Annotated in this window: 13 protein-coding genes; 7 read left to right on the top strand and 6 right to left on the bottom strand. The window is 59.5% G+C overall.

Annotation, left to right across the window (positions count from 1 at the left end; genetic code table 11):
- Positions 1–534 precede the first annotated feature (534 nt).
- The 5 genes from ALI44B_RS00730 to ALI44B_RS00710 all read left to right on the top strand — a co-directional run bounded on the left by ALI44B_RS00730 (position 535) and on the right by ALI44B_RS00710 (position 7,518).
- The gene (locus ALI44B_RS00730; protein ID WP_179100180.1) at positions 535–1,128 is read left to right on the top strand and encodes an RHS repeat-associated core domain-containing protein; all 594 of its coding nucleotides are present in this window, start codon (positions 535–537) and stop codon (positions 1,126–1,128) included.
- A 19-nt stretch (positions 1,129–1,147) separates the two neighbouring features.
- Positions 1,148–1,459, top strand: coding sequence for a hypothetical protein (locus ALI44B_RS16040; RefSeq protein WP_179100179.1), 312 nt, complete (start codon positions 1,148–1,150; stop codon positions 1,457–1,459).
- A gap of 624 nt (positions 1,460–2,083) precedes the next feature.
- Positions 2,084–2,287, top strand: a complete 204-nt coding sequence (locus ALI44B_RS00725) for a hypothetical protein (RefSeq protein WP_077052886.1) — start codon at positions 2,084–2,086, stop codon at positions 2,285–2,287.
- 943 nt (positions 2,288–3,230) lie between these two features.
- Complete coding sequence (locus ALI44B_RS00720; RefSeq protein WP_077052885.1) at positions 3,231–4,682, top strand: Shedu immune nuclease family protein; 1,452 nt, start codon at positions 3,231–3,233, stop codon at positions 4,680–4,682.
- Positions 4,683–6,951: 2,269 nt separating this feature from the next.
- Positions 6,952–7,518, top strand: a complete 567-nt coding sequence (locus ALI44B_RS00710; protein WP_077052883.1) for a hypothetical protein — start codon at positions 6,952–6,954, stop codon at positions 7,516–7,518.
- Between the two features lie 6 nt (positions 7,519–7,524).
- Here ALI44B_RS00710 and ALI44B_RS00705 read toward each other — a convergent pair whose 3' ends face one another.
- Both ALI44B_RS00705 and ALI44B_RS00700 read right to left on the bottom strand, forming a co-directional pair.
- Complete coding sequence (locus ALI44B_RS00705; RefSeq protein ID WP_238591941.1) at positions 7,525–8,139, bottom strand: recombinase family protein; 615 nt, start codon at positions 8,137–8,139, stop codon at positions 7,525–7,527.
- Between the two features lie 173 nt (positions 8,140–8,312).
- Positions 8,313–8,840 (bottom strand): GNAT family N-acetyltransferase, encoded by a 528-nt coding sequence (locus tag ALI44B_RS00700; protein WP_077052881.1) that lies wholly within the window; start codon positions 8,838–8,840, stop codon positions 8,313–8,315.
- A gap of 155 nt (positions 8,841–8,995) precedes the next feature.
- Here ALI44B_RS00700 and ALI44B_RS16035 point away from each other — a divergent pair, with 155 nt between their 5' ends.
- Positions 8,996–9,136, top strand: a complete 141-nt coding sequence (locus ALI44B_RS16035) for a hypothetical protein (protein ID WP_179100178.1) — start codon at positions 8,996–8,998, stop codon at positions 9,134–9,136.
- 88 nt (positions 9,137–9,224) lie between these two features.
- Here ALI44B_RS16035 and ALI44B_RS00695 read toward each other — a convergent pair whose 3' ends face one another.
- On the bottom strand, positions 9,225–9,467 hold the full coding sequence (locus ALI44B_RS00695) for a hypothetical protein (protein WP_077052880.1): 243 nt from the start codon (positions 9,465–9,467) through the stop codon (positions 9,225–9,227).
- 436 nt (positions 9,468–9,903) lie between these two features.
- On the opposite strand from ALI44B_RS00695, the gene ALI44B_RS16500 reads away from it, so the two are divergent.
- A complete protein-coding gene (locus tag ALI44B_RS16500) occupies positions 9,904–10,038 on the top strand; it encodes a hypothetical protein (protein ID WP_286140721.1) in 135 nt (44 codons plus the stop codon).
- A 241-nt stretch (positions 10,039–10,279) separates the two neighbouring features.
- Here ALI44B_RS16500 and ALI44B_RS00690 read toward each other — a convergent pair whose 3' ends face one another.
- The 3 genes from ALI44B_RS00690 to ALI44B_RS00680 all read right to left on the bottom strand — a co-directional run bounded on the left by ALI44B_RS00690 (position 10,280) and on the right by ALI44B_RS00680 (position 12,543).
- Positions 10,280–11,017 carry a hypothetical protein gene (locus ALI44B_RS00690; RefSeq protein WP_143458860.1) on the bottom strand — a complete coding sequence of 246 codons (738 nt, stop codon included), beginning with the start codon at positions 11,015–11,017 and terminating at the stop codon, positions 10,280–10,282.
- 415 nt (positions 11,018–11,432) lie between these two features.
- Positions 11,433–11,783 carry a hypothetical protein gene (locus ALI44B_RS00685; protein WP_077052878.1) on the bottom strand — a complete coding sequence of 117 codons (351 nt, stop codon included), beginning with the start codon at positions 11,781–11,783 and terminating at the stop codon, positions 11,433–11,435.
- 316 nt (positions 11,784–12,099) lie between these two features.
- Positions 12,100–12,543, bottom strand: coding sequence for a hypothetical protein (locus ALI44B_RS00680; RefSeq protein ID WP_077052877.1), 444 nt, complete (start codon positions 12,541–12,543; stop codon positions 12,100–12,102).
- Positions 12,544–12,841 lie beyond the last annotated feature (298 nt).

Below are 12,841 nucleotides of genomic sequence, written 5' to 3'. Positions count from 1 at the left end.
CCATTTCCAGCGCCCACCAATGGAAGGCAGATTCATGTCTCATACGGAACGAGACTTAGCAGCACCGAGACGGAAGGACCCGAGCCTTCACACCTTCCGGATGCTCTCTTGGATCTTCTGGTCATTCGGTTTGGCCGCAATAATCTTGTCCATAATTCTGACTGCTAGCGACGTCCCGGAACCGCTCTGTTGGGCTGCGCGGATTGCAGGAATCCTAGTTTTCATGCTCGGTTGGATTTTTCGCTTTCGCGCCTGGGGCGCGTCCGACCGCCAGGACTAGCCTGGTTCTTGCTGGAAGTGTCATACCGAGCTTGGCTGTCTCTTCACCCATGGGTTTCAAGACAGATAAGTTACGAGACACCGAGAATATCGATCATGTCAAGGCCGATTGGGCGTCTAACTCGCTATGCGGTGACGTGGAACGGCGTGTACATGATCGTGAAGGCGTAATACCCCGACAGCGCGGCGAAGGCGACCAACACGATCGGCACGACGATGCGCGGGCGCCACGTGGTGACCGTGAGGCCGACGAGCGTGAAGCAGACGGTTGCGGGTGGCGCAACGTCCTACGTCACCTCGGACCCCCGCACCGGCCAGGCGCTCGGCCTCACCACTGGCGGCGGCTCGATGGGGATGTTCCTAGTAGACGGGATCGGTAACCAGGTCGGGTCACTCACCGACGCCGGTAGCACTGCGTACTGCGTGTTCTACGCACCGTACGGAGCACAGACCGTAACCTCGGGCGACACCAGCGACCACTGGAAGCAAAACCCCTACGGGTTCAAAAGCGGCAACCGCACCGATAACGGCGCGATCGTGAAGTTCGAATTCCGCTGGTACATAGCCGCAACGGGTTCCTGGACGCAGAGAGACACTCTGGACGCACCCCTCGATCCGATAAATGGGAACCGTTACGCTTACGCTGGGTCAGATCCCATCAATGAGACTGACCCCACCGGACTCGCTCCGAATAGCTGCACGGTTGGCATGTCGGTCGTAACCACCCTCGTCGGAGCTTCCTGGACCGCTGCAGGGCTACTTGCTCCCGCCGGGGCCGGAGCTGCTGTAGCGGCGATCGCCGGAACTGTTTTCACGGCCGGCCTAACCGTTGCCAGCTGGTACTGCTGAAGATAAAGGAGAAGATCTTATGGCTTCGAGCACATCCGTAGGACAACCAAGAATCGGGCTCGCCGCCGGAGCGATAATTTTTGCGACGATGGGGGTTCTCTCCGCTGTGCAATTCTTCAGCATTACCAATGCTGGCGAGAGCCCGCCTCTCGCCACGACCATTCTCGCCATACTCGGGCTAACCAGCGCCGCACTCTTCGCCTATTGGGCAGCATCCCTCGGATCGGAAAAGAAACGTCTCTCACGGCGCGACTGGGTCTTGACACTGATACTCGCTGCGGTGTCGGGTTCGGCGCTGTCTGTCGCAGCGTGGGTGATCGCGGGTTCTTAGTTTCGCGATAACGGATCCGCCGCGACTGAAGCTTCACGCGCTCACGCGGTTGGAGTATTCACAGCACTGTGATGAGGCTCGGAGCTCGTAGTAATTTAGTCGCAGGCGTAGCTGCTGACGCAATTGTTCGGGCCCGTGGGTGCTCATTGAAGGGAATCCCATGGTCACTAAGAAGACTAAACATCGCCACTTTTTCGAGTTGTGGGGATCCTGGGGCTTGGGATTGGTACTTGGTGGTTTGCATTCCGTGTTGTGGGTCAGGTAACTGGTTACATCGAGACGTGGATCCCCGGTATCACGATTTCGGTAACCGGGGTTATCGCTGCCATTACTGGAGGAATCGGATTAGCTCTTCATTCAAAAAGATCTGTCCCTCGCCCCCCCTTCTAACTGAGACATCACTTGATCGGATTGATCGGCGCCGCTCTCTTCGCCTAGACACACCGTTATCACGGACGGCACCAGCGACCACTGCAAGCAGAACCCATACGAATTCAGTAACGGCAACCGCATCAACAATGGTGCGATCGTGAAGTTTGGGCCCCGCTGATACTTCGCTGCAAACGGCGCCTGGACCCGGCGTGACGCGCTTGACACCTAATTACGAACCATAGTGAGGGTCAAATGACTCAAAAGCAGCTCTTCTCTTTCTCCCTCTTCACTGGCGCGCTTACCGGGGTTCTCGGTATCGGAATGGTGATCCAGCTCAATCGACACGGTAGCGACGCGGTGATCATCTCTCTGATCTGTCTTGCTATCGCTGGGTCGATCCTTTCCGGAACACTCGCTGTCCGCAATAGGCCGAGCACCTGGTCGAAGCAAAAGTGAAAAAGCTACGGCGCTACGAGGCGACTGAAGTTACCTCATAGCGCCGTTTCTTCCAGGCTTGGTTGTTAGGACGACAGATCGACTCCGCGTCCCGCCAGAAATTTCGCAGTAGCACCCTCAACCAGCTCAAACGGGCAGGGTGTTCCCGAGATTGTGAGGCAGACCATCGCGGGCGGCACGACGCCCGCTCAGGGGCTGCAGTCGACACAGTCTCCCCCGATCTCGCTAACGCGGTGGGCGCAGGGGTCGGCCTAGTATGGGGCGTGGCCGGCATCCTTGGCCGCTCGGGAGCTCGAATGAAAAAATCGAATGCCATCGTACTCATCGTTAGTGGAATAGTGTTCCTCGTTGTATTTGGCTTGTTCTTGGCGATGAAACCGGACTCGGCGATCATCTCCGGCTCGGGAGTGTTCGCCGGGGCTGTGATGCTAGTCGTCGGAACTATCAAGTCTGCGAGAGGTCGCGGCCACTGAGAGCACGAGGACCATCGGTTCCATCCCGATCCGCATTTTGTCTACGACAGATCGACAACGCCGAAGGCGCTTGGAGACAAGCCGGGGGGCAGTCGAATGTTACCTTCACATACTTGACGATGCGTGTCGGCAACCCTCGAGAGCGCGCTCGAAAACTCGAGCCCACAATTCCCACAACCCATGGCTTCCGAGGCAGGTAGGTTACGAGGCACTGGAACGCTCGGGGAGTGCCACGCGAGTGCTTGTTAGTCGCGCCCTCAACGGCACTTTGTCCTGCACTGTTGCGCAGCTGCCCTTACAACCACCCTGCACGCAATGTGTGGCTGACAGCCACTGACGCATTACGTGAAGCGCCCGGGCCTGATGGAGACTCGCGCTATTCGATTCCCGCCACTTGATCGGTCGTGGTTGCGACTGCTTAGGAGATCGCACCCGGTACTTTGAACAGGACCACCTATACGGAGAAAATCATGGCGCGCTTTGGTAACAACTCGGATGACCGACTTCAGCTCTCGGAGGCTACCGGCCCACAAGGGCAGTTCCAGTACCTTGCCTTCCCGCTAGAACGAGTGGCGCTGGCCTCCGATGGGCGCGTGGATGCATCGGCCCGACATGTGTTGATTGAGCGGTCCCTCGCCGACGGCACGGTGACGATCAGTCCCCTAAACACCCTCGAGGGGAGTGAGCGTTTCTTTCAGCCTAAGTATGCGCAGCTTGCGCGGATCTCGTTCGAGTATTCCGGGGACGGAGAAGTTAGTGATCCGTTCGAGGAAGCAGACTCACCGGCCCTCTACGGGCCTGACACCTTCGACGTTTACGACTTTCTCGATTTGATGCCCGCAGGGTTCGTGAAGGACCCGCAGTATGGCCTTGGGTGGCTCAGGGACTGCAATCGACTTGTGCATCTCCTAGAAGAACACACGGGGTGCACAGAGGTGAGATTTGAGAGCGGATCAGACATGAAGCTTGAGGGGAATCTGTTCCGTATCGGACTAGAGCGATGGCGCGACATCTGGTCAGAAATCGTTCGAATCAACAGCCGCGCCAACGTCGCCGCAAGCCGTATCAAGGACTCTTTCGTCAATAATGAGCTCGCCGACACACTTGGTATCGACCACACCACACCGATCCTGGGGCGTCATGCGATGAGCAAGCTATTAGCCAGCGCGGCCAACGGCGAAGAGGTCCTGACAGAAGAAGACCAACGCGATCTCATGTCCGCGATGTCGGCTCGAGCGCGGACAGCCTCGGAAGTAGCTCCGGATAGCGTCATCGCCCTGCAACGCGACCTTGAACTCGTGAATTTGGACCGGCTCATTGAACACTTCGAGCACGACATTGAAAAGCAGTACAACGAAGAGCACTGGCAAGATTTTTTCGAATCGAACGCATTCGCGCTACAGCAAGTCTTCGGCTCGCCAGTTGTCAACGTGGTGTCGAAGGCGTCCGTCGGAGGGACAAAACTTCGCGGATCCGGGAACAAGATCGCGGACTATTTGGTCAAGAACCCGCTTACGGCGAACGTAGCCCTTGTCGAGATCAAGACGCCGAAGACAAAGCTAGTGAAGTCGAACGCATACCGCGATGGAGTCTTCGGCATTTCCACCGAGCTGTCCGAAGCTGTGACTCAAGTCCTAGATCAGGCTCATCAGCTCAAGTTGCATTTCGCCAATATCAAGATGGATTCGCAAGAGCGTGACCTTGAGGCATACTCCATCGGTTGTTTCGTGATTGCGGGTCAGCTTCCGTCGGAAGACCAACCCGACAAGGTGAAATCGTTCGAGCTTTTCCGGGGGAACTCGCGCGTCGTAAGCGTTGTGACGTTCGACGAAGTTCTTGCGAGCCTCAAGCTCTTACGCGACCTCCTGAACACTGGTGCTCCCGAGCCGCAAGCTGACTCCGGGACTCGTGTCCCTGAGTAGTCCCACAATGCGGAATCCTCCGCCTACGTCAACAGCCCGACATGATCGCGTCCGGTCGGTCGGTCGAAGTAGGAAGGGAGTGGTCGCGGACGAATGACTGAATCGGGCCGAAGCTACTCAAGTAAATCGACAAGCGAGCGGCCAGCCGACGTGTCGAGAAGACTCAGCCTGAGGTCTGCACGCACTGCTAGGTCTACTGGATGCGTGCCATCCACTAGGGCTGCATGAGTTACGCGATCTAACCCGGCGCCAATCAGTGGAGCTGCGGTGCGTAGGGTCATTGGCAGCGTGTCTACGTTCACCGCGCCGCCATGCACAACAAGGTTCCGATGCCTGTAGACGCGCCGCATCGCCGTGACCATATGTTTCTGGATATCTCCAAGTGTTCGGCGAGGAGCCGACACAAGTTGCGACATTCGAGCTGCGGCTGCAACGTCGCTGGCAGATTCCAAATTGAGAGCGTTCCCGCCTTTCATCCACTTCAAGACCGTTTCCGCCCTGTCTCGGTTGGTATCCGCGCCGTTTAACTCAACAGTGAGTCGATCCGAGGATGGAGGCTTGTGTCGGTACGACAGCGCAGTTAGGTCAGCGCGCGGCCAGGAGCAAGTGATCAAGGAGGCCATACGATCGGCTGCGAGGGCACCTCGCCCCCCTTCCGCTTCGTCTGCTGGCGCGAGCAGCAAGGACTCTACCGCAGACCAGCTCCCCGAGATAGCGGCGGCGGGAGGTCCCTCGTTGAGCGATGAGGCGACTTCCAGAGCGTTATCAAGCGCAGACCTGTGACCGACGGCATATAGAAGTTTCTCCGACACGAGCGATAGAACGAAGGCCCCTCGTGAGGGTCGCGTCAGCGGCACAGGACGGTTGAGTCCTCCAACCCAGAGCTCTCCATTGGGTTCAAGACGAGCATTTTTGCGACTATATGTCGCACGGGCACGCATGCGATCTATAGTCTCTCGACCTAAGTCGGCCGCAGCGTAAGCATCTCGCGCTGAGATCACGTACCTAAAACCGCCATTATGTCGCTGTTCAGAGGAAACGCCGTGGGCGCGAAACCAGGAGACTGTTTCACGAGCGGGTAACCAATCTTGGCTAGTTTTAAGGTTGCCATCTAAGTCTTGAACACGTGCTATCGGAATCAGCAATTCATACTCGTGAGCCGGCGATGAGGTGAGTTCGCAAGCCGCTTCGGCTATCTCCGACAGGGTTGAGGGTGAAAGTCTGTTTACCCAGTCGCGAAGGAACTGCGAGCTAAATCCTGCATCGAGCAGATGCGTCCCCACAGCGCGAGCAAAGCGCTCGGGCGACGGTAGCCGATCGTGCTCGCTGGCAGCAGCAGCCCAACGCGCAAGATATTGAGAATCTATTAGGGCGGTTATCTCGGCTAAGGCGCGGTGGTGGGCGTTGCTATTGGCTAGGGGTGCCCGTAATAGCCGTTGTAGCTGCGAATGTAGCGTCTTGTCACCAACGCCTCGGTCGCGGCCAAGAAGCCGTTCGAGGTCGCCTGCCAGCCACTTAGCGGCGCTATGGCTGAGGACCTTAGTATCGGACCACGTAATGGCGTCATGAAGCTCTCGCAGTCCAAGGACAGCCCCTGCGTCCCAGAGCCGACGCTGCCACGGAGTCGACGAGTCAAAGAAGTCGCGAAGTCGTGCGGTCACGTAGCGGATACGTTGAGTTTCGGCGCTAGCTGTTGTATTGGCTGCGCCTGACGTTATGGCATCGTCGACCTCAGCGAGGGCATCTGGGCTGGAACACACAGGTTGATCATGACAGAGAACACGTGTAATCTCTTAGGTACCGCAAGGTCCACGATCTAAAGCGCGTTAACCGCATCCTGAATAGGCTTGCCGTTCAACCGCTTCTTCTTAAATTGGTCCCGTCAACGAGGTTGACGGGACCAATTGTTTTTATGCGTGACGCAGGCGACCCAATAGCGATGGCGAGAGCCGCGCGATTGCAACTCATCGCGCTACCGCTCAAAAGTGCAGCAAGCGGCAATTGCGATCCTGAGCCATTTGCTCTTGCTTAAATGGCAACGCTCGACCGACGTGCGCAGTTGCAGGCGGATGTTCCTTGTGCGTCTCGTAACCATAGTGTTGCGAGACGTCTCACCACTCCCTCACGCCACCTACCAATACCGCGCAAAACCGGGTCTCGAGATTCCTGTAGCTATGTCTCGCAAGTGCCAGAGAAACCCGCTGTACATAACATCCGTTACGAGACAGCTCGGCTCCTTCCGCTCCCTCCCCCACGGCATAGTGGAGCCATGAGACTCGATACACTCCTCACCCACGCCGACACCGAAGACGTGTTGCAAGACGTGGCTGCATTGCCGACCTATCGGACGTTACGGGTTCACGGCGTCCGACAGGAAAGCCCCAACTCGTACCACCAGTTCTACGCAGAACTCGATCGCGTGAATGAGAGCTGGTACTACTTCCAAGACAGACCGGGCGGGGAGAGATTCAGTTATTCAGATGGCATTCTCAAAACAGCAGACCCGGCGACAGAGATCGAGTACCCGCGAGGAATGCCATCCGAGGTGCAAATGCTCGACCCTCGAAACCTCCATATGTGGGGTGGTAGAACGAGCTTCTATCCGATGCTGACGCAGAACGTCGGAGAACATTCCTTGCTGATCACATTCGAGCACGTGAACGACCCCACCTTCCGACCCACCGTGGTCATCGACCGGCGTAACGGCATAGCGACCCGCATGGTCAAGCTCGGCGAAATCACGATCCTTACCGAGGTGCAGGTAGATGTTCCCCTGACCCGCCCGGAATCGGTGATCTTCAAGCCCATTACTGACTGGATACGTCCGGACTACTAACCCGCGTCAGATCTCAGGAGGAAGCGGCAGCACAACTTCAGCTGTCGTGTCACCGCGAGCTGCGCGACGATCGCGGGCGCGATACAGGGTGCCTCGCGACACCCCAAAGATGTCGGCTACTTCGCTCATTGTGTGTTCGCCACCGTCCAGCAAAGCGAGAGCATGCGCTTCCTGTCGCGCTGTCAGCTTTGGGGCTCGCCCCCGCAGCCGACCTTTAGCCTTCGCGACCGCCATACCCTCTCGCGTGCGCGCACGGATAAGGTCTGATTCGAACTCAGCCATCATCGCCAACACGTTGAAGAACAGCCGGCCAGTCGGTGAGGTGGGGTCGTAGATCTCGCCACCGACACTGAGGCGCACTCCCCCGCGTGCCAGCTCGTCGGCGATGTCTCGAGCATCGGGCATTGACCGGGCAAGCCGGTCGAGCTTCGTCACGATGAACGTGTCGCCTTTCCGGCACGCCGACAGCGCCGCGGTCAGGGCCGGCCGGTTCCGGTTGCGTCCGGTGAGGCCCTGGTCGACGTAGATCCGGTCAGCGTCGACGCCAAGAGCGCGCAGTGCGTTCGTCTGCGCCGTGGTGTCCTGTTCGTCCGTCGAAACGCGCGCATAACCGATCAGCACGGCTACCCCCTGTGTGTTCTGTTTGAGGTACCTAACCAGAACATATTATCGGACGGGTTATGCGGACACGCCGTTATGCGGATCTCGACCGGCGAGAAAGGTGTCCGGTGACCGATCCCCTATCGGACACCCCCGTGGGTCGCGCGCGCCGAAGATCTGCTCGCGAAGCGCGCTCAATCGAGCCCGAGCGCGAAGACAACATCGGTGTACGTGTCGTGAACTGCATCCAATTCAAAGTGACGGCGCAGCCCGCCCTTCTCGGCGGTGCGTTGTGAGGGCAGATTGTCCGCGGTTGTGTATGCGATCAACGGGATATCCGTGCTCAGTTTCCGCCATTCTCCAACCGCGGCGTCTATGATCTGAGTCGCGTACCCTCGACCCCAGACAGATGGCGCTAGGCGGTAATACAGGTTGTAGACGTGGCTGCCGCGCCACTCGGCAATGTGGATACCTCCGAAACCGACAACGTGGCCTGGATGCGCCCGCTCCTCTACAGCCCAGTAACCGATCTGGTGCGAGGACCAATCGGCTGCCCACTCCCTGGCCTGCACATGAGCGCGTTGCGGATCGACCATCGGACCCGACGGATTGTATTTGTTGGTCTTGGGGTCAGAGTGGATTCGCCAGATCGCATCCGCGTCCGCCTCTAAGACCGGCCGAAGGATAAGAGATTCAGTATTTGTCGCCTGCAGTCGCGTCATTGATACAGGGTAGCCACGGAGCGTGGTGTTTCACGGGCAAGCTGTCCGATTGGGCATCCCCTATCGGACGTTCGCGCTCACCACCTGATCGGCGCGCCGCGGACAGTGCTGACGGAACATGCAAGCCGTCAGAACGCTGCAGTACCGTGGGGTCCATGGATATCCCCTCGATGATCATGGGCGCGTCGATCGCCTCAATTGTTTGGATCGCCATCTACCCCTGGGCGAAGTTGAAGAAGCTTCGCGAAATGGACGGCGTGACCGAAAACAGATCGGGCTCAGAGCCGCCTTCCTAGGCGTTCATCAGCGGGGGCGCGAGCTACGCTACCGTGCGCAATCACGCTTTACGCATTGAATGTCGGGTGAAGCATCGGCTACCGGACACTACACGAACGGGACAGATGCAGGGGAATCGGGCCCCACATCGATGATTGCGACCTTGCGCCCGAGGAGTTGGCCAACGATCTGCTCCAGCGTCCGGATGTCGCGAAGCCGTCCCAAGTCGTCTCGCCCAAGCACGAATATGCGTTCGTCCTCGCTGGTGACGGGCAGCGTTCGAATCGCCCCTTCGTAGCCGGCGAGAGCGAACGCACCCTCTACGGCGGTGCGCCGACCTACGTTGAACACCCTCCGATGGTAATGCCGTGTTCATCTGCGTTGCATCCAAGCCGACCGGCTTGCGACCGTCTCGTAGACAATGCCTCACCGGACGCTTCAAGTGTGAAACACCAGCCAGTGGCAACAGCCGATAACGCCTACGTCACTGACCGCGCTGAACGAGGCCTCATCGCCGCCTGAGCCCTTTCGGCAGCTCACCCGGATTAGAGGCGACTGGGAAAACACAGGGCGCCTGAAAGTCGATCATCGGGATCGCCTGGAAAAAAGATGACGGTGCATGGCGAACTGTCATCACTCCTCGCGGCGCGTACATGCCGATCTGACTGGGAAGTTTGACGGAGCAGTGACGGCGCCTCGACCAGAATCGTGTGCTCCGCCTTCCGGTGGAGGTGAACCCGCCCATGGCCGGAGGTCCACCCTGACACACTCGCATAGCGTGGAGCGTATGGAAAACTTGCCACTGTTTCTGCTGCTGCTCGCACCTGGCCTCATCGGCACCATCACCGTCTCGCTGCTTGCACCTAAATTGAACCGGCAGTGGCGCGAGCGGCACGCAGCCGCGGTGACAGAAACTGATTGAGCTTGGCTGGCTCCCCGGGAAGTGCCCTGACCGTGACGGCGGCGAACTCCATCGCCCTTGTCATCATGATGGTCCCCGCTGGGGATCGACACCGGGGATCCACAGGGCGCCAAACGAAGCGCGTCCGCCGCTTAGCTGAGACCACCCCATCACGCGCATCACCTTTCACGCGCGCGGTGTCCCACCTACCTGCGCCTTTCTCCGGCGCCGCACATGCCACGAAGCTACGCCATGCGGGAGCTCACGATTGAGGGATCGCCACCGGGTCCCACAGGGCCGTCAAACGAAGCGCGAACGGCATTTCCTTCACCGATTGGGGGAACGAGATATCAACGCCGAGACTGAACCCGCCCGCCGCGGGAACCGATTCCCCTACACCCTCACGCATCGGGTCCTCGATGGGATCAGCGTTCGCCGCATCCGTGATCTTCGCGTCGAGTTTGCGAACGCTGTCCAGGGGCAAACCCAGCTGCTCGAGCACAGCACGGTAGGACTCGCGACCTTTTTCCGCCCCTTCGCCGGTCACAACATTGACTTGAAGCGTGAAGAGCCGCCCCTCTGGCACGGTGACCTCGCCCGATGCGGAAGTGATCGCCTCGGTGTTGTCAGTGAGATCGAAAGTCACAAGCGAGGCCATGACTTCCACGCTGCGACCTTCGGGGAGGATCAATCGCACCGGATGCCCGCCGGGGGAGCTCACACTGTAGGCACCCACGCTGGGCGAATGGCTCGGCGTCGACGCGACCTCAATGCCGAACGCCTCGGCGCTCGGCGGCACCGTCAGGTCCCACACCTCGACACCGTCCTCATAGCTGCGAGCAGCCGGCTCGGGACCCGTATGCAACACTCCGTATTCATTGCGCGGAAACTTGTCCGGGCCCGCCGTCGAGACACTAACCACCGGAAAGCACCCCGTCAACGCGAGCACAATGCTGCCGGCAAACGCTACAACTACGCCGCTACGCTTTGCCCTGACCACGGTCCCCGCTTCCCCGACCTCTTCAACCCCATTGCGACACAATCTACGGGAACCCGGGAAGCGCCGCGGATCCTGTGGCCGACATCCCCCAAACATGGACGCCAGGTCGCCGACTTGAGGTCGGACATGTCATGTTGGTTCATCGCTGGTCCCTACATCGTGATCACACATGAAGGACAGGACAGATGTCAGTCAAACAGGCTGCGAGGACGACTTATCTTCCAACGGGTCGTTCGTCAGCACCTACAGCCTCTCGTCGATGCCGTTGAGAGGTTCATCACCCGGCCGAGTGTGACACGTAAATTTTTTGTCTCCGCTAAGTGGCCAGTCGCCCACGGGCGGAACGGTAAGGGCTGGGGACTGCCTTCTCGGTCAACGTCCGCGGCGAACGAATCGCCGTTTGGGGCAGAGAGCCCTAGTTGTATTGGATGCAGTCTTCGACGCCGCGCGGGGTGAGATCTGAGCCGTCACGCACGAGCTCGTAGCACCTGGGGTCGCCGGAACCGCCGTTAATGCCGAACGCGATCGTCATCTCGTCCTGCCGTCCGGTGGCAAAACCGTGGCCACCGCAATCGGCCTCCATCGACGACAGGTGAAAGTTCTGCACCTCCACGTTCAGCGACCACGTTCCGGTGCAGCTGACCGATCCCAAGCCCGTGGCGCTCGTGTCTCCCAGCGTGACCCACCTCGGCATGTCTGTCATCTCGAAGGTGCCGTCTTCGTTGAGCGTGAGCCGGCCCGATTCGTGTGTCCAGGTGCCGGCCATATCCGCTGGCTTTTCGGCGTTCGGGTACCGGTCGAACAACCCGGCACACCCGGCAAGACCGGACGTCGTCGCTGCCAACACAACGGCGACGAAGAGGGGGGCACGACGCGACCAAATACGCATATTCGAAAACTAGCAGGAGAGGGGTGGAGCGTGATTTGGAGCGATGCGGCTGTGGAACGTGTCGGGGGCGCATCCGGATGACCCGTCGTGGGATCAGCGGCTCACAAGCCTTCTCGAGATGTGACGCTGCGGCGCAGGCCAGAGTTGAGCGCTTGAGGCTGATGGCAACTCTGTATAGGTTGTCCGTGGCCCGCTAGTCCTTCGTCGTCGGCGAGGGAGCCGCCGTGCTCTCGGTGGCGGGCGTCCATCCATACCAACCACCGGTGGCCGGCACGACAGCCCAGTCCCCGCAGGAGAACACCTGGTCCTCGGCATACACGTCAGGTGCGTCCTCAACCTGCACCGTCGGAGCGGACACCCGAGGGACCGCCACACAAGAGCTCGGGTCGAGGTCACTTGAACTCTGGAAGAGAATGGACACCGCATCCCCCCGTGTGCCGTCGACCCGCGTGATGCCCGTCGCGTCGACCGGGATCCACGCCGGGATCTCGCCGGACAACGCCTCGCGCGTGTCGGCCGTCGACGTCACGCTGCCGCTCGTGACGTCCTCCACGACGCCACATCCAGACAACCCACCCACGGCGAGCACCACCACAGCGGGAACGAGCAGCGAACGGATGAAGGTCGTTGTATTCATGTGATTTTCCTCAACGGTGAATCAGGTGATGGGATCGGCTCCTCGAAGAGGTGCGCCTCAAACCTACGAAGACGCGTGGGCAGTCACATCAGCCTGAAGCTGCAACCGGTATCAACCGTCGGAACGACTTTTGACCACCTGACGGAGCGCGGAATCATCGCGTCACCATTCACCAGCTGACCAGACCGGCCGGCTTTGCAGCGCAGGGAACTGGATCCAGCGGCCCTGCGCGGTGACGCTCATCCTGTTTCACGCGCGCCGCGTCCGGTTCAGCATCCCCTATCGGACGGACGGAACC

The sequence above is a fragment of the Leifsonia sp. ALI-44-B genome, from assembly GCF_001984125.1.
Taxonomy (GTDB): Bacteria; Actinomycetota; Actinomycetes; order Actinomycetales; family Microbacteriaceae; genus Okibacterium.
Note: the sequence above shows the minus strand (reverse complement) of the source record. Positions and strands in the feature narration are given on the sequence as shown.